This is a genomic window from Enterobacter sp. JBIWA005, assembly GCF_019968805.1.
GTDB lineage: Bacteria > Pseudomonadota > Gammaproteobacteria > Enterobacterales > Enterobacteriaceae > Enterobacter > Enterobacter vonholyi.
Window position 1 is genome coordinate 500,471 of sequence record NZ_CP074159.1, and the last position, 23,182, is coordinate 523,652.

Sequence of the window (23,182 nt, forward strand, 5' to 3'; positions counted from 1 at the left end):
GGCACCAGACCGCACCCTTAATATGTGATCCAGCTTAAATTTTCCGCACTCCCTCTTCATCTCTCATTTACCTGCACTTTTCCTGCGTCATAGTATGATCGTTAATTTAATGAACGCCGTTCTATAATGTAGAACAAAATGATTCAGCAAGGAGATCTCATGCCGCAGTCCGCGTTGTTTACGGGAATCATTCCCCCTGTCTCCACCATTTTTTCCGCCGATGGCCAGCTCGATAAGCAGGGCACCGCCGCGCTGATCGACGATCTGATCGCGGCAGGCGTTGACGGCCTGTTCTTCCTGGGCAGCGGCGGCGAGTTCTCCCAGCTCAGCGCCGAAGAGCGTAAAACCATTGCCCAATTTGCTATCGATCGCGTCGATCGTCGCGTACCGGTGCTGATCGGCACCGGCGGCACCAACGCCCGGGAAACCATTGAGCTCAGCCAGCACGCGCAGCAGGCGGGGGCGGACGGCATCGTGGTGATCAACCCCTACTACTGGAAAGTGTCGGAAGCGAACCTGATCTGCTATTTCGAGCAGGTGGCCGACAGCGTCACGCTGCCGGTAATGCTCTATAACTTCCCGGCGCTGACCGGGCAGGATCTGACCCCGGCGCTGGTGAAAACCCTCGCCGACTCGCGCAGCAACATTATCGGCATCAAAGACACCATCGACTCCGTCGCCCACCTGCGCAGCATGATCCACACCGTTAAAGCCGCCCATCCGCACTTCACCGTGCTGTGCGGCTACGACGATCATCTGTTTAATACCCTGCTGCTCGGCGGCGACGGGGCGATCTCGGCCAGCGGCAACTTTGCCCCACAGGTGTCGGTGAATCTTCTGAAAGCCTGGCGGGATAAAGACGTGGCGAAAGCGGCTGAGTATCATCAGACCCTGCTGCAAATCCCGCAGATGTATCAGCTGGATACGCCGTTTGTGAACGTCATTAAAGAGGCGATAGCGCTCTGCGGTCGCCCGATCTCCACGCACGTGCTGCCGCCCGCCTCGCCGCTGGACGAGCCGCGCAAGGCGCAGCTGAAAACCCTGCTGCAACAGCTCAAGCTCTGCTGAGCCGGACGATAACCATGGCCATCGAGAAAATTTTCACCCCACAGGACGATGCGTTTTATGCGGTGATCACCCATGCCGCGGGGCCGCAGGGCGCGCTGCCGCTGACCCCGCAGATGCTGATGGAATCCCCCAGCGGCAACCTGTTCGGCATGACGCAGAACGCCGGGATGGGCTGGGACGCCAATAAGCTGACCGGCAAAGAGGTGCTGATTATCGGCACCCAGGGCGGCATCCGCGCCGGGGACGGACGCCCGGTTGCGCTGGGCTACCACACCGGGCACTGGGAAATCGGTATGCAGATGCAGGCGGCGGCGAAGGAGATCACGCGCAACGGCGGGATCCCGTTTGCTGCCTTCGTCAGCGATCCGTGCGACGGGCGTTCTCAGGGCACACACGGCATGTTCGACTCCCTGCCGTACCGTAACGATGCGGCGATCGTGTTTCGCCGTCTGATCCGCTCTCTGCCCACGCGGCGGGCGGTGATCGGCGTCGCCACCTGTGATAAAGGGCTGCCCGCCACCATGATTGCCCTGGCCTCGATGCACGACCTGCCGACCATTCTGGTGCCGGGCGGGGCGACGCTGCCGCCGACCGTGGGGGAAGACGCGGGCAAGGTGCAGACCATCGGCGCGCGCTTTGCCAACCACGAACTCTCCCTGCAGGAGGCCGCCGAGCTGGGCTGTCGCGCCTGCGCGTCGCCGGGCGGTGGGTGTCAGTTCCTCGGCACGGCGGGTACCTCGCAGGTGGTCGCGGAAGCGCTGGCGCTGGCGCTGCCGCACTCCGCGCTGGCTCCGTCCGGGCAGGCGGTGTGGCTGGAGATCGCCCGCCAGTCGGCGCGGGCGGTCAGTGAGCTGGATAACCGCGGCATCACCACGCGCGATATCCTTACCGACAAAGCCATCGAAAACGCGATGGTGATCCACGCGGCGTTCGGCGGCTCCACCAATTTACTGCTGCACATTCCGGCCATCGCCCACGCGGCGGGCTGCACGATCCCGGATGTTGAACACTGGACGCGCGTTAACCGCAGGGTGCCGCGCCTGGTCAGCGTGCTGCCCAACGGCCCGGACTATCATCCGACCGTGCGCGCCTTCCTGGCGGGCGGCGTGCCGGAGGTGATGCTCCATCTGCGCGATCTCGGCCTGCTGCACCTCGATGCCATGACCGTGACCGGCCAGACGGTCGGCGAGAACCTCGACTGGTGGCAGGCGTCCGAACGCCGGGCGCGCTTCCGCCAGTGCCTGCGTGAGCAGGACGGCGTGGAGCCGGATAACGTGATCCTGCCGCCGGAGAAGGCAAAAGCGAAAGGGCTGACCTCAACGGTTTGCTTCCCGACGGGCAACATCGCGCCGGAAGGTTCGGTGATCAAGGCCACGGCGATCGATCCGTCGGTCGTCGGTGAAGATGGCGTTTACCGCCACACCGGCCGGGCGAGGGTGTTTGTCTCGGAAGCGCAGGCAATCAAGGCCATCAAGCGGGAAGAGATCAAGCAGGGCGATATCATGGTGGTGATCGGCGGCGGGCCGTCCGGCACCGGCATGGAAGAGACCTACCAGCTTACCTCCGCGCTGAAGCATATCTCGTGGGGCAAGACGGTATCGTTAATCACCGATGCGCGCTTCTCGGGCGTGTCGACAGGCGCCTGCTTCGGCCACGTGTCGCCGGAGGCGCTGGCGGGCGGGCCGATTGGCAAGCTGCGCGATAATGACATTATCGAGATAGCCGTCGACCGACTGACATTAACGGGCAGCGTGAATTTTATCGGCACCGCGGACAACCCGCTGACGCCGGAGGAGGGCGCGCGCGAGCTGGCAATGCGGCAGACGCACCCGGACCTGCACGCCCACGACTTTTTGCCGGACGACACCCGGCTGTGGGCAGCATTACAGTCGGTCAGCGGCGGTACCTGGAAAGGCTGTATTTATGACACCGATAAAATTATCGAGGTAATTAACGCCGGTAAAAAAGCGCTCGGTATTTAATTATTTTTCACGCGATTGTCGTCTACGGAATATATTCCGTGGACGGCTTTTGCTTGTCTTTATTTTATCAATCTAAACAATAAGTTGAGATATATCGTTGGCGTCACAAAAGCAAAATAACGTAATTCAGAAATAAGATATGACCATTGCTGGTTAATTGAGCAGCTCATTACACTCCATTAACACGATGTTGTAATTCAGCACACTATATAAGGGTGTAATTCTGATGACGCAATTAACCATGAAAGACAAAATTGGCTACGGGCTGGGTGACACCGCCTGCGGCTTCGTCTGGCAGGCCACGATGTTCCTGCTGGCCTATTTCTACACCGACGTCTTCGGCCTGTCGGCGGGCATTATGGGCACGCTGTTTTTAATCTCCCGCGTGCTCGACGCCGTGACCGACCCGCTGATGGGGCTACTGGTCGACCGTACCCGCACGCGGCACGGCCAGTTCCGCCCGTTCCTGCTGTGGGGTGCCATCCCGTTCGGCATCGTCTGCGTGCTGACCTTCTACACGCCGGACTTCTCCGCGCAGGGTAAAATCATCTACGCCTGCGTGACCTACATTCTCCTGACCCTGGTCTACACCTTCGTTAACGTGCCGTACTGTGCCATGCCGGGCGTCATCACCGCCGACCCGAAAGAGCGCCACGCCCTGCAGTCCTGGCGCTTCTTCCTGGCGGCGGCGGGATCGCTCGCCATCAGCGGCATCGCCCTGCCGCTGGTGAGCATCATCGGCAAAGGGAACGAGCAGGTGGGCTATTTCGGCGCCATGTGCGTGCTGGGCCTGATCGGCGTGGTGCTGCTCTACGTCTGCTTCTTTACCACCAAAGAACGCTACACCTTTGACGTGCAGCCGGGCTCGTCGGTATCCAAAGATCTCAAGCTGCTGCTCGGCAATAGCCAGTGGCGCATCATGTGCGCGTTCAAGATGATGGCCACCTGTTCCAACGTGGTGCGCGGCGGGGCGACGCTCTACTTCGTCAAATACGTGATGGATCACCCGGAGATGGCGACCCAGTTCTTACTCTACGGCAGCCTCGCCACCATGTTTGGCTCGCTCTGTTCGTCCCGTCTGCTGGGACGCTTCGACCGCGTCACCGCCTTCAAGTGGATCATCGTCGCCTACTCGCTCATCAGCCTGCTGATTTTCGTCACCCCGGCGGAGCATATCGCCCTGATTTTTGCCCTCAACATCCTGTTCCTGTTCGTCTTTAACACCACCACGCCGCTGCAGTGGCTGATGGCCTCTGACGTGGTGGATTACGAGGAGAGCCGCAGCGGTCGCCGCCTCGACGGGCTGGTGTTCTCCACCTACCTGTTCAGCCTGAAGATTGGCCTGGCGATTGGCGGGGCGGTGGTGGGCTGGATCCTGGCGTACGTCAACTATTCCGCCAGCAGCAGCGTGCAGCCGGTCGAGGTTCTTACCACCATAAAAATTCTGTTCTGCGTGGTGCCGGTGGTGCTCTACGCGGGCATGTTCATCATGCTGTCGTTCTACAAGCTCACCGACGCCCGCGTGGAGGCCATCAGCCAGCAGCTGATCAAGCACCGCGCGGCGCAGGGCGATGCCGTTCCCGACGCTGCGACAGCCGCATCCCATTAACCGGAGGCAATATGGAAATCACTAACCCAATCCTGACCGGCTTCAACCCGGACCCGTCCCTGTGCCGCCAGGGCGAGGACTACTACATCGCCACCTCCACCTTCGAGTGGTTCCCGGGCGTGCGCATCTACCACTCCCGCGACCTGAAAAACTGGTCGCTGGTCAGCACCCCGCTGGATCGCGTGTCGATGCTGGACATGAAGGGCAACCCGGACTCCGGCGGCATCTGGGCGCCGTGCCTGAGCTACGCCGACGGCAGGTTCTGGCTGCTCTACACCGACGTGAAGATTGTCGACTCGCCGTGGAAAAACGGCCGCAACTTCCTGGTTACCGCGCCCTCCATTGAGGGGCCATGGAGCGAGCCGATCCCGATGGGCAACGGCGGGTTTGACCCGTCCCTGTTCCATGACGACGATGGCCGCAAATATTACCTCTACCGCCCGTGGGGGCCGCGCCACCACAGCAACCCGCACAACACCATCGTGATGCAGGAGTTTGATCCGCAGACCGGCACGCTCTCGCCCGAGCGTAAAACCCTGTTTACCGGCACGCCGCTCTGCTACACCGAAGGGGCGCACCTGTACCGCCACGCGGGATGGTACTACCTGATGGTGGCCGAAGGCGGCACCAGCTACGAGCACGCGGTTGTGGTGCTGCGTTCAAAAACCATCGACGGGCCGTACGAGCTGCACCCGGACGTGACGATGATGACCAGCTGGCACCTGCCGGAGAACCTGCTGCAGAAGAGCGGGCACGGCTCGCTGCTGCAGACCCACACCGGGGAATGGTACATGGCCTACCTCACCAGCCGCCCGCTGCGCCTGCCCGGCGTGCCGCTGCTGGCCTCCGGCGGGCGCGGCTACTGCCCGCTGGGGCGCGAGACCGGCATCGCCCGCATTGAATGGCGCGACGGCTGGCCGTACGTGGAAGGCGGCAAGCACGCGCAGCTGACTGTGAAAGGCCCGCAGATTGCCGAGCAGCCCGCTGCCGTTCAGAACGGCTGGCGGGACGATTTCGATGGCAGTACGCTGGACCCTGAACTGCAGACCCTGCGCGTTCCGTTCGATGATACCCTCGGCTCGCTCACCGCACGCCCCGGCTATTTACGGCTCTACGGCAACGACTCGCTCAACTCGACCTTTACCCAGTCGACCGTGGCGCGCCGCTGGCAGCACTTCGCTTTCCGCTCAGAAACGCGGATGCAGTTCTCGCCGGTCCACTTCCAGCAGAGCGCGGGGCTGACCTGCTACTACAACAGCAAAAACTGGAGCTACTGCTTTGTTGACTACGAGGAGGGGCAAGGCAGAACGATTAAGGTGATCCAGCTCGACCACAACGTGCCGTCGTGGCCGCTGCACGAGCAGTCGATTCCGGTGCCGGAACATGCGGAGAGCGTATGGCTGCGCGTGGACGTGGATACGCTGGTCTACCGCTACAGCTACTCGTTTGACGGCGAGACGTGGCACGCCGTGCCGGTGACGTATGAGGCGTGGAAGCTGTCGGACGACTACATCGGCGGGCGCGGCTTCTTTACCGGCGCGTTTGTGGGGCTGCACTGCGAGGACATCAGCGGCGACGGCTGCCACGCGGACTTCGACTACTTTACCTACGAGCCGGCATAACGGCTCAGGTCGGGTAGCCCAGCGCGCGTGACAGCTCGAGCCCGGCCTGCTGAAGCTGCTCGCGGAAGCGGGCCAGCTCGGAGTCGTCCACGCGGGAGGTCAGCGTCGACAGGCTCAGGGCGGCGATGACGCGGGATTCGTGGTTCCACACCGGCACCGCCACGCAGCGCACGCCCTGCTCGTTCTCTTCGCGGTCCAGGGCGTAGCCCTGCTCGCGGGTCTGCGCCAGGGCGGCCATTAATGCTTCGCGAGAAGCGAGGGTAGCGGGAGTAAAGGTGGTGTACTGATAGCCCTCCAGCAGGGCGTTCAGCTCGGTCTCGCCCAGCCAGGCAATCAACACCTTGCCGATGGCGGTGGCGTGAACCGGCAGGCGGCGGCCAATGCGCGAATAGGCGATGGCGGCCAGCTTGCCTTCAATCTTCTCGATATAGACTCCTTCACGCCCGTCCAGAATCCCCAGATGGGTGGTCTGCCCGGTACGTTGGGACAGCTCCGTCAGCCAGCCTTTCGCCTTCTGACGAATATCGATGGAGCCCACGACAAAATGACCGCGCTCGACCAGCTTCATGCCGAGGCGATATTTGCCGTTCTCCGGGTTCTGATCGATATAGCCGTGAAGCTGCAGGGTTTTCAGCAGCGAGTGGAGGGTACTCTTGCTCAGCCCCATCAGTTTGCTGATGTCGGTGATCTTAAGCTCGGTGGCCTGCTCGTTGAACAGGTCGAGGATCTGCAACGCACGTTCAACAGACTGAATAATCGGCATAATGCTGGTATGTCCACGCTGGAATTAAGGCGAAAACGTACCTTTTTCAGGGTGAAAAATCAATTGAGTAGAGCGGGTTGTGGGAGAAAGGGCATCAGGCCGCAGCGCCACCCGGCAACAAAGGCGGCTACATTATTGTTAGCGGGGACATCAATTATTATCCCGAGCTGCGACAGACTGGATTTTCCAGACCCCATCTTCTTTAACCATGCAATCAATGACTGTGTGATGGGTCTTTTTGCCAAACGTGATATTCACGTTTACACAGACCGGGTCTGAATCATACGAATCAATAGCCACATTCTCAGCCCAGTCCTCGCCGATATATTGCGATTTCATAAAAAAATCAGCCTCGTAAAATTCAGCGTCGGCATAACGGGGATCGGCTGCATGACGTAATTTTTTCATGGTGCTGGCCGTAACGAACTTATCGATTTCATTTCCCTGTTGAATAGGATAGCGATCGTTGTTCACCTGTTTGACGTACCAGCGATTGAATTCAAGGGCGCGCTGCATCGGTATCTGAAAATCTTCGGCCCCCAATGCTGCTGTGCTGAATAATACAATTAAGATGAGCTTATTCATATTAATAATGCCTGTATAAGGTGACGGCTGGCTGGAGTTGGCGATACGTTGGCCCCGGGTACATTGTTCTCTGTTTAAAATCTGAATACCAGGTTCCAGCGCCATCGTAAATACAGACATGCCCGTACTGATTCGGGCCGGGCAAGGCATCAATCACCGCGATATCCCCCTCTATAGGAGTGCCATAGACTTTTCTGAACCCTGCTTTTCAAGAGAACGCCAGAAATCCTTAGCGTTTGCCCCTTCGATTTTAAGCCCTCCGGTTCGAATGGCGGCGGCGATTGCGCGAGCGCAATAGTGTCCAGTATGGGTTAGTGCGTGGCTACGGGCGTATGACACAGCTTCATGCTTATTTCATGACATAAATAATCCTTATTAACGAAATGCAGCAATAAGGAAATATTACGCCGATAATATACGGTGTTTTGTAATTGATAATGACCTGATATTAACCATTATCTACTCAGTAAATAATGGTTAATAAAAACATAAATTCTTATTATGGTTAATGCCTATCTGAGAAAGCGTCGGTAAAATGTATTTTTCTGTCAGACGATAACGCTGTTGTCGTTTTTAGGGTTTTCTCCCTCTCCCTGTGGGAGAGGGCCGGGGTGAGGGCATCAGGCCGCAGAGGAGTCAATTACTCCCCAAGCGTTGCCACCATCACCGCCTTAATCGTATGCATCCGGTTTTCCGCCTGGTCAAACACGATGCTCGCTGCCGACTCAAACACCTCGTCCGTCACTTCCATCCCGCCGTGCAGATCGAACTCCTTCGCCATCTGCTTGCCGAGCGTGGTCTGGTCGTCATGGAACGCCGGCAGACAGTGCAGGAACTTCACGTCCGGGTTGCCGGTCAGCGCCATCATCTGCGCGTTCACCTGATACCCGCGCAGCAGCGCAATACGCTCCGCCCACTTCTCTTTGGCTTCGCCCATCGACACCCACACGTCGGTATAGATAAAGTCCGCGCCCTTCACGCCCGCCGCCACGTCTTCCGTCAGGGTGATCTTCCCGCCGTGTTTTTCCGCCAGCGCACTGCACTCCGCCACCAGGCTCTCTTCTGGCCAGCAGGCTTTCGGGGCTACCAGGCGCAGATCCAGCCCGGTCAGCGCCGCCGCCTCCAGCATCGAGTTGCCCATGTTGTTGCGCGCGTCGCCCGCGTAGACCAGCGTCATCTCGTTAAACGCCTTGCCCGGCAGGTGCTCCTGCATGGTCAGCAGGTCAGCCAGCAGCTGCGTCGGGTGGAACTCGTTGGTCAGCCCGTTCCACACCGGCACGCCCGCATACTGCGCCAGCGTTTCGACCACTTCCTGGCCGTGACCGCGATACTGAATGCCGTCGTACATCCGCCCGAGTACGCGCGCGGTGTCCTTTATTGACTCTTTATGCCCAATCTGGCTGCCGCTTGGCCCCAAATAGGTGACGCGCGCGCCCTGGTCAAATGCGGCAACTTCGAAAGAGCAACGTGTACGGGTCGAATCTTTTTCGAAGATGAGCGCGATGTTTTTACCGGTAAGCTTTTGTACTTCCTTGCCCTTTTTTTTATCGGCTTTGAGCTGTGCGGCAAGGGTCAGCAGAGAAGTGAACTGTGCAGGGGTAAAGTCGAGCAGTTTCAGAAAGTGTTTCTTGTATAAATCGGACATTTTATCCTCGCATGGCGAACGCCACTTATTGAATTAAAATTCACTTTATATGTGTAATTATTCATTTGCAACCCCGTTTCACAATTCTTTCTTACAAAGGTGGAGGCAAACCCGTCCGTGTGTGAAAATAGAAGTATCTGCCGCACTTTAAAGAGGATTGAGCCATGGCAAACCCGGAACACCTGGAAGAGCAACGCGAAGAGACGCGTCTGATTATTGAAGAACTGCTGGAAGACGGTAGCGATCCGGACGCGCTGTACACCATCGAGCACCATTTCTCTGCGGATGATTTCGACGCGCTGGAAAAAATGGCCGTAGAAGCCTTCAAGCTGGGTTACGAAGTGACCGAGCCGGAAGAGCTGGAAGTGGAAGAGGGCGACACCGTTATCTGCTGTGACATCCTGAGCGAAGGCGCGCTGAAGGCGGAGCTTATCGACGCGCAGGTAGAACAGCTGATGAACCTGGCCGAGAAGTTTGACGTGGAATACGACGGCTGGGGAACCTACTTTGAAGATCCTAACGGTGAAGACGGCGAAGAAGGCGACGACGAAGATTACGTCGACGAAGACGACGACGGCGTGCGTCACTAAGTGATTCAGGCGGTGGCGCACGCCACCGCTTTTTCAAGGCAGAACCATGGATTACCCGCAGATACTCGCCCCCGTACTCAACTTCCTCCAGTGCCCGACCCCGCAAGCATGGATTGATAAAGCCCGCGACCCGGCGAACCTGCCGCTGCTGCTCACCGACCACATGGTGTGCGAGCTCAAGGCCGCCCAGACCGCGCTGCTGCTGGTGCGTAAATACGTCGCCGACGAAAGCGGTGCTGACGCGCTGCTCGATTGGCTCAAGCCCTACGAACAGTTCACCTTCCGCGACGGCCCGGAGCCGGACTTCATTGCCCTGCACAAGCAGATTGGTAAAAGCGTGATGCCCAAAACCGACGACCCGTGGGGCCAGGCGCTCATCGACAGCATGGTGCTGCTGATTAAAGAGGAGCTGCACCATTTCTGGCAGGTGCGCGAGGCGATGCTGGCCCGCGACATTCCGTACGTCAAAATCACCGCCAGCCGCTACGCCAAAGGGATGCTGAAGGAAGTGCGTACCCACGAACCGCTGACGCTGATCGACAAGCTCATCTGCGGCGCGTACATCGAAGCCCGCTCCTGCGAACGCTTCGCCGCGCTGGCTCCGTTCCTCGACGACGACCTGCAGAAGTTCTATCTCTCGCTGCTGCGCTCGGAAGCGCGCCACTATCAGGACTACCTGATGCTGGCCCAGCAGGTGAGTGAAGACGATATCTCACCGCGCATACAGCTTTTTGGCGAAATTGAAGCCACACTTATCTCGACACCGGACCACGAGTTTCGCTTCCACAGCGGCGTGCCGGTGTAAACCGGCACAACTCAAGGATAAGGATGCGAGATGAATAAAACGTGGACCCGTATTGTGATTGTCGTCGTCGCGGCCGCCGCCGTGGCGTTCTGGGTATTTTTCGATAAGCAGCGTGCTCCGGAACGGCAGATGGATAACGCCCTCAACGCGATGCCCGCCTGGCAGGTGATTAAGGAGCAGGAGCCCGCGCTGCATCAGCGCATCCTCGACCAGATGGCCGCCCTCCAAAAAGCGGGCGAGCCGGAGCAGCAGATTATCGACACCATCCAGCCGCAGATCCTGCATCTGCAGATGTCGCGCCTGCAAAACGCCCCGGATGCCAACGTGGTGAACTACATGACCATCAATATGGAGCAGACCGCCGCCATCCAGAAGGTGAGCGACGACGCCTGCTTCCGCTTCCTCTACCCGATGGTGAAGGGCGGCATCAACCCGATGCGTATGCTGGATAAAGACCTGATGGCTCGGCGCATGCAGGCCGATGCTGACATGATGCGCGCGGCCTACGGCAAAAACCGCCACACCGTGACCCCGGCCGAACGCGAGGCGGCCGTCGAGGATGTGCGACCGATTATGAAGCAACTTGCCGATAAGTACGGCGAGGACATCCAGCTGCTGCAGATGCCGGAGAAGGCGGCGGGCAAAGAGAAGCTCTCCTGCGATATGGTGCAGGAGATGTGGGCGAAGGTGCTGGCGCTGCCGGAGCAGAAGGCCGCGAGGGTGATTCGGCTGGCGGTGTCCGAGCTGGAGTGAAAAAGGGCGCTGGTTTTTTGGGCACTTAGCGCGGGTTTAGCGCGTCGTCGCTTGCATGGCGGCGCGCGACAGGTATAATCCACAACGTTTCCGCATCCCCTTCAGTGCCGAAGTGGCGAAATCGGTAGACGCAGTTGATTCAAAATCAACCGTAGAAATACGTGCCGGTTCGAGTCCGGCCTTCGGCACCAAAAGCATGTAAATAGACCTCAACTGAGGTCTTTTTTTATGTCTGAAATCCGCGCCATACAAGGCTTTCCACGATTTTCTCCTCAACTGAAGTCAACCTAACTCAACCCACATCAATAAGCCTGTGAGTATACTAATGAGTATATTTGCCGATTCGATATTGCTTGTATACTCACGAAATACCAATGGAAGGAGGACCATTATGGCCCTAACGGATACTAAAGTTCGTTCTGCGAAACCTGAGGAGAAAGAGTATTCACTTGTTGACGGTGACGGCATGTTTTTACTTGTAAAACCTAACGGTTCCAAGTATTGGCGATTTCGTTTCCGTTTTGGCGGTAAACAGCATTTGATGGCGTTCGGTGTCTATCCTGAAATTTCACTGGCGGATGCCAGGAAGAAAAGGGAAGAAGCCAGAAAGCTGGTAGCTGCTGGTATCGATCCTCGTGAGCATAAACGTGCTGCGAAAGAAGAGCAGGCGAAAGAGATTATTACTTTCGAGAAGGTTGCCAGAGAGTGGCTTGCGACTAACCAAAAATGGTCTGAAGATCATGCTAATCGCGTAAAAAAGAGCCTGGAGGACAATATCTTCCCGGCAATTGGTGCTCGCAATATTGCTGAACTGGGTACCCGCGATCTGTTAATTCCCATTAAAGCCGTCGAGACATCAGGCCGTCTTGAAGTGGCCTCCCGTCTTCAACAGCGCACCACGGCCATCATGCGTTATGCGGTTCAAAGCGGGTTGATTGATTACAACCCGGCGCAGGAGATGGCTGGAGCCGTCGCATCTGGCAATCGACAACATCGCCCGGCGCTGGAATTAAAGCGCATCCCTGAATTACTTCAGAAAATAGACGGCTATACCGGCAGGCCGTTAACCCGTTGGGCAACGGAACTCACTTTGCTTATCTTTATTCGATCCAGTGAGCTGCGTTTTGCTCGCTGGTCAGAGATCGATTTTGAAACGTCAATGTGGACCATCCCGCCTGAGCGAGAACCTATTCCCGGCGTGAAACATTCTCAGCGAGGATCAAAGATGCGTACACCTCATCTGGTGCCGCTTTCAAGGCAGGCGCTGGCAATCCTGAAGCAGATAAAACAGTTTTGCGGAGAACATGAGTTGATTTTCATTGGCGATCACGATCCGCGCAAGCCCATGAGTGAAAACACGGTCAACAGTGCTCTGCGGGTTATGGGTTATGACACTAAAGTTGAAATTTGCGGCCACGGCTTCCGTACAATGGCTTGTAGTTCGTTGATTGAGTCAGGGCTATGGTCGAAGGATGCGGTGGAGCGCCAAATGAGCCATATGGAACGTAATTCAGTGCGCGCGGCATATATTCATAAGGCGGAATTTATCGATGAACGTAGGCTGATGCTGCAATGGTGGGCTGATTTTCTGGATGCTAACCGGGATAATGGGATTCCGCCGTTTGACTATGCAAAGATCAATCGCGGTAGGCGCAATTGATGCGCTGGCGGTAAACCAGTTGTAGATTTATGTTCGCTATTAAACCCAAACCGTAAGGCCCGAAATGCGTCAGTTTGGCAGGGCTTACCTGCTTGCCGGTTAACGGAGTTGAGTTGACAACACTGCTTTCCAGGGAGCTGAAAGGCTAGGGGCAAACATTGTCTTGACGCCAAGAATACTGATCTGGATAAAACTATGCTAGGAAGAACGGATAATCCGCTAGACAGCAACATTTAAAATAAATACAACATTAAAGTAATCGCTGCTGTTGTTCTCTGCGCAGCCCTAAAATCATCACCTTATCAAATATGCCGATCATGACATTTAGGATGCATCTCGGCATTACTTAGGAAAGGAAGCCAGATGAAAATTGAATATATTGATATCCAGAACTACAGAAAGCTTAAAACTTGCAGAATTCGTCTGACTGACGAAGAAACACTGCTCGTTGGGGCAAATAACAGCGGCAAGACGTCAGCAATGGATGCGCTTATTTTCTTTCTGGATCAACGAGGAAGAACGGCTGCGAGCATCGCATCGGGTAAATCTCCATCTTCACGAAAATTAGGCGCAGCCGATTTCACCCTATCAAATTGGCATCAGCTTAATCAATTTGGTCAAGCATGGGCGAACGCCGAAGAGGTTGGCGAAAAAATCAGTGACTGGCAGCCCTTATGCCCAACGCTGGATGTCTGGTTAAAAGTCGAGAAAAATGAAGTCCATCGGGTACGGCACCTAATACCGACATTAAAATGGGATGGCGGACTGTTAGGCATTCGGATGATTTATCAACCCAAAGATCTTGATGCCCTAAAAGCAGACTTTATTGCCCACTTCAAGGCCGCTGAGCAGCTTAAAATCTCGGCAGAAAAAAATGCCGAAAAAGCTCAAGGTGGTTCAGCATCTGAGCTCAGTGATTTCAAATTTTCAGTCTGGCCGGGATCGTTGCGTGAATACCTTGAAAGAGAGGTGTCTAAAGCTTTTGAGATAAAATCTTACATCCTAGATCCCGCAAAACTTATCACGGACCAAGGAAGCAAATTCCTCCCTCAGGTTCTTGTCGAGGGGCAACTTCCGCTAGATTTTTATCCTTTCAATGGACTGTTCAAAGTAGATATCATTGATGCTACTCGTGGGTTTTCAGATCCCTATGTGGCAACAGGTTCTCAGCATGGTGCCTCTAATCTGGCTAGCCAGATTAACCAGTACTACAATCGGCATTTAAATCCTACCGATCTTCCTTGTGACGAAGATTTGGATGCCCTCGAAGCCATCGCCTATGCTCAACACTCCTTTGATGGAAGACTTAACAAGGTGTTTAACAAACCCTTGAAAGAGATAGAGACGCTGGGGTATCCGGGGTTCAGCGATCCCCATATCAGATTATCTAGCAGGGTTAATCCGATCGATAATTTGGACCACGAAGCGGCCATTCTTTTTGAGATCCAGAAAACTAGCCACGCCGCAGGGGTGCCTCTGATGAGTCTGTCAGAGAAATATAACGGGCTTGGCTACAAAAATCTGATATCCATGGTTTTTACAATGATGAGCTTTAGGGATCAATGGATGCGCGTCGGTAAAGCCGGCCTAAGAAAACCAGAGGAAGATGTCTTTGTTGAGCCTCTTCACCTTATTCTGATTGAAGAGCCGGAAGCTCACCTGCACGCGCAGGTTCAGCAGGTGTTTATCAAAAAAGCTTATTCGGTGCTGCGCAATCATGATGATTTGCGGACTTCCAAGAGGTTCTCGAGCCAACTGGTGGTCAGCACACATTCAAGCTACCTTGCGCATGAAGTGGGCTTTGAAAAGCTCAGGTACTTCAAACGTAAACCCGCTACAGGTCCGCATGACGTGCCGACTGCGGACGTTATTGATCTGTCCTGTACTTTTGGCAACGGTAAAATCCGCTCGGATGATGTCTTACAAACGGCTCAGTTCGTGGCTCGCTATCTCAAAACCACACACTGCGATCTCTTTTTTGCGAACGGGATTATTCTAGTCGAGGGGGCGGCAGAACGTATCCTGATGCCGCATTTTATCCGTAATAATCCCAACGCTAATACAAGTTTGGACAACAGCTACATTTCGATTCTGGAGGTAGGAGGAGCCCATGCTCACCGGCTGAGGGCATTGATTGACATACTTGGGATTCCCACCCTTGTCGTCACTGATACGGATGCTCAAAAGCCTCCACTCAAACTACCGGCAGATGTTCAAAAAGTTAGCTCAGGAAATAAACCCAAAGCTATCAGGCCTGAATTTGGCAAGGGATATATTACTGGCAGCCATACCATAAAAATTTGGCTCGATGTTGAGGGAGGGCTGGATACGGTCCTTAGAATGCCGGAGCATGAGAAAATTCGTGGTAAGGTCAGGATTGCATTTCAATATGGTATTCCCATTAAATTTGGAAAAGAGGAGGAGGCCGAGGCTTTCCCTTACACATTTGAAGATGCTATTGCATTGACGAATCCCGAGTTGTTCAAAAAAGTAGAAAAACCTACCGGGATGATGAAAAAAATGCAGGATGCTCTTAACCTCGATACGCTTGAACAGTGCTGTGAAAAACTCTATTTGGCACTCAAAGATGACAAAGCCGAGATGGCACTCGATTTATTGTACTGTGCTGACCCCGCCGAACTCGCCGCGCCTAAATATATTCAAGAGGGGCTGGACTGGCTTAAAAAAGAGCTGGAAGTGGCGAGTAGAGACCTTACGCCGGAAGTGCCGAAAGTCACTGACGTTTGGGAGGGGGAATAATCATGGAGACACCATCCACGAACGAACCTGTGGTAGAAGAGCTTTTCAGTTATCTTGATCTGGAGAATCCCAGAAGTTTTCTGCTTTTTGCCGGTGCGGGATCTGGAAAAACCCGTACGTTGGTCAGTGTGCTGGAGAAAATGAAACAAAGGTATTCTTCGGAGCTGTCTAGATGCGGAAAAAGAATAGGCATTATTACGTTTACAAATGCAGCCTGCGAGGAAGTACAACGGCGATTATTTTTTGATGCCAATTTCATGGTTTCAACCATACACAGTTTTTGCTGGGACTTGATCAACCCATTTACATCAGATATAAAGTTATGGCTTAAAAATGAACTCGAGAAGAGTATTGAACAACTCACCCGCGACATTGAAAAAAGCAGAAAACCTGATGGTATTACGGCGCAAAGAAACAGACGGAGTTTAGCCAGCAAAACGAAACGGCTGCAATACCTCGATAAAATTCAAAAATTCAGCTATTCCCCTACAAGCAACAGGCCTGAAAAAGGGGCGTTAAATCATAGTGAAGTGATCAACGTCACCGCTTATCTCCTCCAAAATGAAGCTCTACTCAGAGAGATTTTATTTAGCAGATTCCCAGTGCTTTTGATTGATGAAAGCCAAGACACGAATAAATATCTTATCGAATCGTTAATTATGACACAGCAGGAGCATCCCACCAAATTCTGCATTGGATTGTTCGGCGATATGATGCAGCAGATATTCAGCGGGGGAAAATCCGACTTAGCCTCTCCTCTACCCCCTGGATGGGAGTCACCAGAGATAATAATTAATCACCGTTCACCAGTGAGAATTGTCACTTTGATTAACTCCATCAGGCAATTCAATGATGCATATATTCAGGAGCCGCGCCCTGACGCCCAGCCTGGAACTGCGCGCTTGTTTGTGGTTGACATGAACACCCACAAGGAAAGAGCCGATATTGAGCGTCAGGTCGCTGAATATATGGCTGAACAGGCGGCTGATACTGAATGGAATAACAAACAATCAGTCATGGTACTGACGCTTGAACACCATATGGCTGCCAGACGTGGTGAGTTCGAAAACTTCTTTCTGCCCCTTCTAGAGGTCGAAAGATTGGGTGATGCAGCAATCAATGGGGATAGTCAAGAGATAACATTCTTATCCTCACAACTATGGCCACTTATTGACGCAATTCGCAGTGATGATGATTTTAAAATTGCTACAATCATGCGTAAGTACTCCCCTGTTTTTTCGAGTTCGCGCCTCGAATATGCAGACGATCCACTATTGCTCTTCCGTGAAGCACAATGCCAAATAGACAAGATAAAAGTGCTTCTTGGCGAGAACTTGGCGTTCCCCATTCTAGAAGTGTGCAAACTGATTCATGAAGGGGAATTGCTGATCTTGCCTGAGGCTTTCCAGCTTCACCTAGCGCTGGTGCCACATAAGGATGATGAATCCACGGAGGAAGTGGACGTCAACAAAGAGCATGAAGCATGGAGCAGATCTTTGAGCGCATCCGTCCGTGAACTGGAAAATTATATTAGCTATATTTCATCTACATCTTCCTACGATACTCATCAGGGAGTGAAGGGACTGCAGTTTCCTCGAGTCATGGCTATTCTGGATGATGAAGAGGCCCGTGGATTCATGTTTAGTTACGATAAGCTACTGGGCGTCATACCGCACTCTAAAACGGATCAGGAAAACGAAAGTGCGGGGGGTGACTCTTCGCCTAAAAGATCGCGCCGCCTTTTTTATGTTATCTGCAGCAGGGCACAGGAGAGCCTCGCTGTCGTTGCATACACTAAAGCGCCCTATTTAGTTGAACGGACCGTAATTGAGTCAGGTTGGTTCGTAAAGGAAGAAATTATGCATATGTGAACGGGGCCATGTATGGTGAAGGATAATGAGGATGACTTTCCAAAGGAGCAGAATACCGCGATTGGGTACCGGTCAATTTAAAAAATCAGGCATATAGATTTATGGCAAGTTCTGTTTTGGTACAGTGGGGACACTCCAATATAATTGACAAGTGAAGCCACTACAATAGGTGGCTTTATTTATATTCATCGGGTAAGGATTGCTATCCTAAATAAATCTGGAAGCTATCAATATTGAATATATTAATAGGCAGGCTCAGTTCATTGTGTTAATTATTCTTTCAGCCAAATGTCCTCTTATGGCTGTGAGTTCAAATGATGCACGCAATACACTTATTGAACCGTTCTGCGGGTGATTCATAGTCTAGCGTTTTTCTCGGCCTTTCGTTGAGCTGAGCAGGATATGTAGATGCAGGCTGAATGGTATGCTTCCGTAATCGTAATTAATTGGATTATATGTCTGAATTTTATGAAAAATAACTTGATGAGGGGGCCGTGGATAGTATTTTTATAAAATGGCCTTTTACTTATAAAAGGCCATTCCGATCCCAGATTACCAATAGGTTACTGATAATAGCCAGCAAAATTGCTGCTGAATAATAATTCTGCATTTTCAGCTACAGCTATAGCATTTCGTACATCTTGCTGTTTCAAATCTAACACCCGTAATTTACCTTTTACTTCGGCGACGGATTCGATTCGCCTATAAGCATCAGGATGGTGTTCGGCATATAGCGCCAGTCCTTTCAGTTTAGGCAAGGCATCAGCCAGATGAAGGCCATGTGGATCTACCAGGTCCACAATCATTTCGCCATCCTGTTCGGCAAAGAATAGGAAATCGGGACGAACAATTTTGTATTGTTCGGCTTCAACATAAGCGATTCCTAGTGACGACTGCCCTGTGTATTGTGGATTTCGATACCAGAAAGCAAATCCTTCACGTTTGGTTTCGATCTCAAAAACCGTGGTTTCCCAATGGTTCAACTGAGCCGGATAATTCCCGTTTTCGTCACACAACAAATGGTGTTTCCAGACAGGAAGGTCGGTTTCCTTCTCACCTTCACGCGCCCTGGTCATTTCAAACTTGTTCTCCGGCTTGACCAGATCCACGTCCTGCGGTTCGGTACTCATTTCGGCGATTTGACGATAAGCCTCTCTACGCTCATCTTTCAAGGTCTTAATCTGCTGCGTGTACTCAGCCAGCCACGCCTTCGCCAGTTTATCAGCCTCGGCATCGAAGTAATCCTGCACCTCCATCACTAGCCCCAAACCAGCAACGGTCACACGAGCTTCCATGATTGCTTCCAAATACTCCTCAGCATCCTCTTCTCGATCCGCGACCTTATCGGCCAGATATTCGACATAGGTACGTGAAACATCTGGGCTGAAGATTCGGGCTGCGCGCCGGTAGGCGTCATCAATCACCGCTACGTCCGCCTCCTCCCAGAATTCGTTGAAGGTCATTGCTTTATTCTTCAGGCTGGCAACTACAGCTTTACCATCCACTACGAGCACTGCATTGCGCTTGTTTTTGATTTTTTCAGCATTTTCTGTTTGGAATTTGTCCAGGACAGCGTGCAAAGCAGCATGGGCTTTCCTGACTGCCCCATCAAGAATGCCGTCATCAACCAGTTCCTGTGCCAGCGCGGTCAGACGTCTGGCTGGTCTGGCTCCTTTCTGTGGTCGGGTTTGTGAAGGTAGCGCTTCAAATACTTCCCATACGGCAGCTGAAGCCGCCGGGTTAGGTTTCATCTCCACAGGGTTAACCAAGATACGTCCGCTCGGAGGGGATGTATCATCGCCCTTAAACAGGGTATTGACGACATCTCTCACTGTATTGGTATTAAACTTGGGCAACAGGCATTCGACAGAGTTTAAGCGCTCATTACCCGGAATACGTCTGGCCAGTGGAGTTCGTACCATACGCCCCAGTAATTGCGTAATATGCGTTTTGTCGCTGGCAGCGCGGAAGGAAACCATTACTTCGGCACGCGGGCAATCCCAGCCAGTGCTGATTGCATCTTTAGCAATCAGTACTCGCACCCAAGTTGATTCCTGCACCCGCTGCGGTTCAATATAATGTACCTGGTGTTGGCCGAAACGCTGTGTGGTATGTTCACCGAAAACATGAGCAACACTGTCAATGGGCAATTCGGGGTAGCGAGAGAATAGCGTATCCAGCCAACGCCCCACTTCGTTCGGGTCAGGCGTATTGGGTACCTGGAATACCATCAGCGGCACTACTTCGCGCGCAGTTTCCTGCTGTTTTGCATACTCTGCCCAGGCATCGGTCACTTCCCTGAGTCTGTCGGCAGCACGGCGTACCCATACAGTATCGAAGTCTCCGGCTTCATCCGGTACACCAAGAATGATATCGTCCTTGATAAGTCCCGATTCCTGCACTTTAGCTGAGTCAACCACCACGTTCGGCAGTTTGACATGATGACCGGCATTGGCAATAGCATTGTCGAAACGTTCAACTGTGGCAGAAATACCCCACACTACTGGAATACCTTTCACTCCAGCCGAACCATTGATTAGACGTTGCACAATAGTACTCTTAGCAGCTTCACTGGAAGCCGTTGACGAACCCATACCTCTGTGCGCTTCGTCAAGCACCAGATAGAGGGTTAGATCCGGGTCTTCAATGGTGTTCTGGATGGTATCCCATAGCGTATAAGCCTGTGCATCAGGAGCTGCTTCGAAGAGCCCGCCTTTATCATCGAACCCGCGTACCAGCAGGCTTTTTTTGCCAAACTTCTGCGTGTTAAGGAAATAGATTTTTCCAGCCTGAAATTTGCGCCGACTGAAAGGATGTTCAACCACAACCATATCGTTGTAGTTGATACGGTCACTGGCTTCCATCAAGCGAAAGCGGGTTTGCTCGTTCAGTGCAGGATCGTCACTGAACCAGATTACTACCGCGCCAGGATCGGCATCGAAATTAAACTCGTCGTCGCCATGAAACAATGCTTCAAACGCAGCGGCAGCCATGACGGTCTTACCCGCACCGGTCACAGCCGTTAAGGAGAAGGCGCTCTTGTCATTTTCGTTATGCCAGAAACGGCGAGCTTTTCTGAGATTCACCAGCGAATCACGTACAGCATCACGCTGGTAGTCTTTGAGAGTGAACTTCATTCTGTTAATTCCCCACTGGTGAAGCTGAAATTGGTCAGGTACGATTCATACAAACGTACCGGCTCAACACCTTTTGGCAGACGTCTGGTGACAGCTTGGAAGTGGCGGTCATCGTCAGTGACGATAAAGGCTACTCGTATGTCACTGGTTTGGCTAATGGCTTCAATGAAAGGCGTAGCCTGATCTACGACTGACAGCAGGCCATAGGTATCTGCCACCGCCCATCCTTCAAGAGGCAGTGTGTCAATACGTTTGCCGCGTGCCCCTGCGCGTAGCCAGAGTAACGGCGCAATTCGGGTATAAGCCAAGTTGTGACTAACTGATTTCTCAGCTTCGTAGGTTAGGGTAAAAAACTCAGCATTTTCCTCAATACCTTCAGAGATTGGGAATAAATCGGTAAATTTATAATCACCTTTAATCGGTTTACCATCGGGAGTCTTGCCTGTGATGGCAGCAAGCACACGTGGCTTGGTTATATAGTCACATATACCCCATTTTTCCCATTCGGGATCACCTGGTCGAAGGCCCTGTTCACGCAACAGTTTTTGTTCATCGGCCGCTACTTCGTTGTTAGTGACAGATATGCACTGACGGCAACCTCCGTCTTGCTTGTTCAGACGCATGACTGCGTGGGCAGTGGTTCCAGAACCACTGAAAAAGTCAAGCACTACTGCATTAGGATTATTTATTACAAAAAATCTGAGCGCATCTTCAACGGCGTAGAGTGATTTTGGGAATGGAAAGGTACGGCCCGGGAGCAAAGACCGAAGTAGATTTGAACCATGATGCCCTGCGCTATGACTAGAGACATTCCAAATAGTTGTTGGCCGGTATTCTGCTTGAGTAGTTTCCCCATTTTCATTTTCAGTTATGATAGAACCATCATAATTATGACCTATTACTTTATATTCTCCACTCGCAACTTTTGCTCTTTCACCAGCCTTAAGATATGCAATAGCAGTTTCTGTACCATTTGGCTTGCCTAATCGTGCATGGCCTTCAAGAATTAGATTACGTAATGCCTCTGGTCCTACTTGCCAGCGACCTTCTGAAGAATCTCTTCGCAGAGGCCATATGGCTACACAACCATCAGGAATACTGATAGATGATCTTTCAACATTTATAGCTATTGGATCACCAACGGAGTGGAATTTCGAGCAATCTGATGTCAAAAATATCGGGTAAAACATTTGAGGTCTAGCTTGGCGGGTAGCTTCAGTGCCCGTTCTTTTTAAACTAGCCCAATGAATAGACCCTCGCACAGTACTTGTTTCTTGCCCATTTGACCATTCTTCAGGAAGCCGCAGGGGCGTCACACTTGAATTACCAAAATAGACAAAATAAATGTATTCATCTGAGCGTTTGAACTGAGTTCCCCGAGTGCTACCTTGAGGGGATATAACGCTACTGACCATTTGAATTTTTGCATTTTGAAACGTTTGTTCAAGCAACAGCCCTAGCCGTAAATATTCTTTCTCATCAATAGTCACGATTAGCACTGAATTATCTGGGTTCAATAATTCTTGCGCAATAAGCAAACGACGTTCCATAAAAGCCAGCCACTTACTATGTCGATAAATATCGTCACCTTCGACATAATCGTTATTGTATTTCCAGTCTTTTGCTCCCGTGTTATATGGTGGGTCAATATAGATGACGTCTACCTTGCCCCTGTGCGTGTAGGTCAACGCTTTCAACACATGGTAGTTCTCGCCATTGATTACTGAATGGTAAGGTTTGTCACCACCACGCTGTACTTTTCCTGTACTGACCAGACCCGGCCAGATCGTGTCACGAAATTCAGCTATAACCACTAGGTCACTTAGCGTTACTGTCTGAGTCTCGACATCAGCTGCGCCCAGCAATTCTAGATCGGCTGTCTTCTTCGCTTTATGGATTGCTTTCACTTGCCACAATCGCTGGTCACCTTTCTTGGTGGAGCCACGTTCTGGCAAAATGCGCACTTTATCTCCCTTGCGCACTGGTCGCAATGGTAACTCTACGACTTCAGGGCTATGTCGCTCGAAATTCAGCCCGAAGGGAAGACGTGACGACAGGATCTTGATTTCTCGATCAAGATCAGCGCCCAGTTGCGGGTCTTTGGCCTTCGCTTTAGCTATTAAATCAGTCAGCCTGGACATATATTCCTTGTTTCTTATCAATTTTAAGCATTGTAGGTTCTTAACGTTCGGCTCTCAGGAAAGCCCAATACGTTGATTCACAGAAGGAATCAGAACGCTGAAAAATTGGCGGTAATATTAACACTATGCAATGAATTCGGCGATCCCAAAACCGAGAGTTTCGGGGGGGGGGGCCTTTGGTTCTGGATACA

At 52.8% G+C, this 23,182-nt stretch carries 16 protein-coding genes, 1 tRNA gene and 1 pseudogene; 11 read left to right on the plus strand and 7 right to left on the minus strand.

From position 1 onward, the window contains the following. The first annotated feature begins 159 nt into the window (after window positions 1-159). The 4 genes from yagE (at window position 160) to KGP22_RS02350 (ending at window position 6,281) form a co-directional block, all read left to right on the plus strand. Window positions 160-1,068 carry a 2-keto-3-deoxygluconate aldolase gene (gene yagE / locus KGP22_RS02335; RefSeq protein ID WP_149367333.1) on the plus strand — a complete coding sequence of 303 codons (909 nt, stop codon included), beginning with the start codon at window positions 160-162 and terminating at the stop codon, window positions 1,066-1,068. A gap of 14 nt (window positions 1,069-1,082) precedes the next feature. Then, window positions 1,083-3,050 carry a xylonate dehydratase YagF gene (yagF, locus tag KGP22_RS02340; protein ID WP_223581087.1) on the plus strand — a complete coding sequence of 656 codons (1,968 nt, stop codon included), beginning with the start codon at window positions 1,083-1,085 and terminating at the stop codon, window positions 3,048-3,050. A gap of 226 nt (window positions 3,051-3,276) precedes the next feature. Then, window positions 3,277-4,659 (plus strand): MFS transporter, encoded by a 1,383-nt coding sequence (locus KGP22_RS02345; protein ID WP_111965346.1) that lies wholly within the window; start codon window positions 3,277-3,279, stop codon window positions 4,657-4,659. An 11-nt stretch (window positions 4,660-4,670) separates the two neighbouring features. Further along, a complete protein-coding gene (locus KGP22_RS02350) occupies window positions 4,671-6,281 on the plus strand; it encodes a glycoside hydrolase family 43 protein (RefSeq protein ID WP_149367335.1) in 1,611 nt (536 codons plus the stop codon). Between the two features lie 4 nt (window positions 6,282-6,285). Here KGP22_RS02350 and xynR read toward each other — a convergent pair whose 3' ends face one another. The 5 genes and pseudogenes from xynR to argL form a co-directional block, all read right to left on the minus strand. Then, window positions 6,286-7,044 (minus strand): DNA-binding transcriptional repressor XynR, encoded by a 759-nt coding sequence (xynR, locus tag KGP22_RS02355; RefSeq protein WP_223581089.1) that lies wholly within the window; start codon window positions 7,042-7,044, stop codon window positions 6,286-6,288. Between the two features lie 150 nt (window positions 7,045-7,194). After that, a complete protein-coding gene (locus KGP22_RS02360; RefSeq protein WP_223581091.1) occupies window positions 7,195-7,749 on the minus strand; it encodes a DUF3828 domain-containing protein in 555 nt (184 codons plus the stop codon). After that, window positions 7,631-7,968 (minus strand): annotated as a pseudogene (locus tag KGP22_RS02365) (CHAP domain-containing protein). The gene KGP22_RS02360 and the pseudogene KGP22_RS02365 overlap by 119 nt, the downstream one beginning before the upstream one ends. Before the next feature lie 301 nt (window positions 7,969-8,269). Beyond that, on the minus strand, window positions 8,270-9,274 hold the full coding sequence (gene argF, locus KGP22_RS02370; protein ID WP_032675854.1) for an ornithine carbamoyltransferase: 1,005 nt from the start codon (window positions 9,272-9,274) through the stop codon (window positions 8,270-8,272). Next, window positions 9,244-9,339: a putative translational regulatory protein ArgL gene (argL, locus tag KGP22_RS02375; protein WP_213328991.1), complete on the minus strand. Its 96-nt coding sequence runs from the start codon at window positions 9,337-9,339 to the stop codon at window positions 9,244-9,246. Before argL ends, argF begins: the two co-directional genes overlap by 31 nt. Before the next feature lie 99 nt (window positions 9,340-9,438). On the opposite strand from argL, the gene rraB reads away from it, so the two are divergent. The 7 genes from rraB (at window position 9,439) to KGP22_RS02410 (ending at window position 17,713) form a co-directional block, all read left to right on the plus strand. Further along, entirely contained in the window at window positions 9,439-9,864 is a 426-nt protein-coding gene (rraB, locus tag KGP22_RS02380) for a ribonuclease E inhibitor RraB (protein WP_006810300.1), read from the plus strand. Window positions 9,865-9,910: 46 nt separating this feature from the next. After that, a complete protein-coding gene (gene miaE, locus KGP22_RS02385; protein ID WP_223581093.1) occupies window positions 9,911-10,669 on the plus strand; it encodes a tRNA isopentenyl-2-thiomethyl-A-37 hydroxylase MiaE in 759 nt (252 codons plus the stop codon). Between the two features lie 30 nt (window positions 10,670-10,699). Then, window positions 10,700-11,422 carry a topoisomerase II gene (locus tag KGP22_RS02390; RefSeq protein WP_223581095.1) on the plus strand — a complete coding sequence of 241 codons (723 nt, stop codon included), beginning with the start codon at window positions 10,700-10,702 and terminating at the stop codon, window positions 11,420-11,422. Window positions 11,423-11,528: 106 nt separating this feature from the next. Continuing rightward, window positions 11,529-11,613 (plus strand) — tRNA-Leu (locus tag KGP22_RS02395). 200 nt (window positions 11,614-11,813) lie between these two features. Beyond that, a complete protein-coding gene (locus tag KGP22_RS02400; RefSeq protein WP_045405068.1) occupies window positions 11,814-13,082 on the plus strand; it encodes an integrase arm-type DNA-binding domain-containing protein in 1,269 nt (422 codons plus the stop codon). Between the two features lie 363 nt (window positions 13,083-13,445). Then, window positions 13,446-15,842 carry an AAA family ATPase gene (locus KGP22_RS02405; protein ID WP_045405071.1) on the plus strand — a complete coding sequence of 799 codons (2,397 nt, stop codon included), beginning with the start codon at window positions 13,446-13,448 and terminating at the stop codon, window positions 15,840-15,842. Between the two features lie 2 nt (window positions 15,843-15,844). Further along, the gene (locus KGP22_RS02410; protein ID WP_045405073.1) at window positions 15,845-17,713 is read left to right on the plus strand and encodes a UvrD-helicase domain-containing protein; all 1,869 of its coding nucleotides are present in this window, start codon (window positions 15,845-15,847) and stop codon (window positions 17,711-17,713) included. Between the two features lie 563 nt (window positions 17,714-18,276). On the opposite strand, the gene KGP22_RS02415 is transcribed toward KGP22_RS02410, so the two are convergent. Next, window positions 18,277-20,850, minus strand: coding sequence for a DEAD/DEAH box helicase family protein (locus KGP22_RS02415; RefSeq protein ID WP_045405077.1), 2,574 nt, complete (start codon window positions 20,848-20,850; stop codon window positions 18,277-18,279). After that, window positions 20,847-22,991, minus strand: coding sequence for a DNA methyltransferase (locus tag KGP22_RS02420; RefSeq protein WP_045405079.1), 2,145 nt, complete (start codon window positions 22,989-22,991; stop codon window positions 20,847-20,849). The genes KGP22_RS02415 and KGP22_RS02420 overlap by 4 nt, the downstream gene beginning before the upstream one ends. Between the last annotated feature and the right edge of the window lie 191 nt (window positions 22,992-23,182).

Excerpts from the sequence above, each read along its gene's own strand:
- yagE (WP_149367333.1), top strand. The coding sequence starts at position 160 with ATGCCGCAGTCCGCGTTGTTTACGGGAATCATTCCCCCTGTCTCCACC.
- yagF (WP_223581087.1), top strand. The coding sequence starts at position 1,083 with ATGGCCATCGAGAAAATTTTCACCCCACAGGACGATGCGTTTTATGCG.
- KGP22_RS02345 (WP_111965346.1), top strand. The coding sequence starts at position 3,277 with ATGACGCAATTAACCATGAAAGACAAAATTGGCTACGGGCTGGGTGAC.
- KGP22_RS02350 (WP_149367335.1), top strand. The coding sequence starts at position 4,671 with ATGGAAATCACTAACCCAATCCTGACCGGCTTCAACCCGGACCCGTCC.
- xynR (WP_223581089.1), bottom strand. The coding sequence starts at position 7,044 with ATGCCGATTATTCAGTCTGTTGAACGTGCGTTGCAGATCCTCGACCTG.
- KGP22_RS02360 (WP_223581091.1), bottom strand. The coding sequence starts at position 7,749 with ATGTCTGTATTTACGATGGCGCTGGAACCTGGTATTCAGATTTTAAAC.
- argF (WP_032675854.1), bottom strand. The coding sequence starts at position 9,274 with ATGTCCGATTTATACAAGAAACACTTTCTGAAACTGCTCGACTTTACC.
- argL (WP_213328991.1), bottom strand. The coding sequence starts at position 9,339 with ATGAATAATTACACATATAAAGTGAATTTTAATTCAATAAGTGGCGTT.
- rraB (WP_006810300.1), top strand. The coding sequence starts at position 9,439 with ATGGCAAACCCGGAACACCTGGAAGAGCAACGCGAAGAGACGCGTCTG.
- miaE (WP_223581093.1), top strand. The coding sequence starts at position 9,911 with ATGGATTACCCGCAGATACTCGCCCCCGTACTCAACTTCCTCCAGTGC.
- KGP22_RS02390 (WP_223581095.1), top strand. The coding sequence starts at position 10,700 with ATGAATAAAACGTGGACCCGTATTGTGATTGTCGTCGTCGCGGCCGCC.
- KGP22_RS02400 (WP_045405068.1), top strand. The coding sequence starts at position 11,814 with ATGGCCCTAACGGATACTAAAGTTCGTTCTGCGAAACCTGAGGAGAAA.
- KGP22_RS02405 (WP_045405071.1), top strand. The coding sequence starts at position 13,446 with ATGAAAATTGAATATATTGATATCCAGAACTACAGAAAGCTTAAAACT.
- KGP22_RS02410 (WP_045405073.1), top strand. The coding sequence starts at position 15,845 with ATGGAGACACCATCCACGAACGAACCTGTGGTAGAAGAGCTTTTCAGT.
- KGP22_RS02415 (WP_045405077.1), bottom strand. The coding sequence starts at position 20,850 with ATGAAGTTCACTCTCAAAGACTACCAGCGTGATGCTGTACGTGATTCG.
- KGP22_RS02420 (WP_045405079.1), bottom strand. The coding sequence starts at position 22,991 with ATGTCCAGGCTGACTGATTTAATAGCTAAAGCGAAGGCCAAAGACCCG.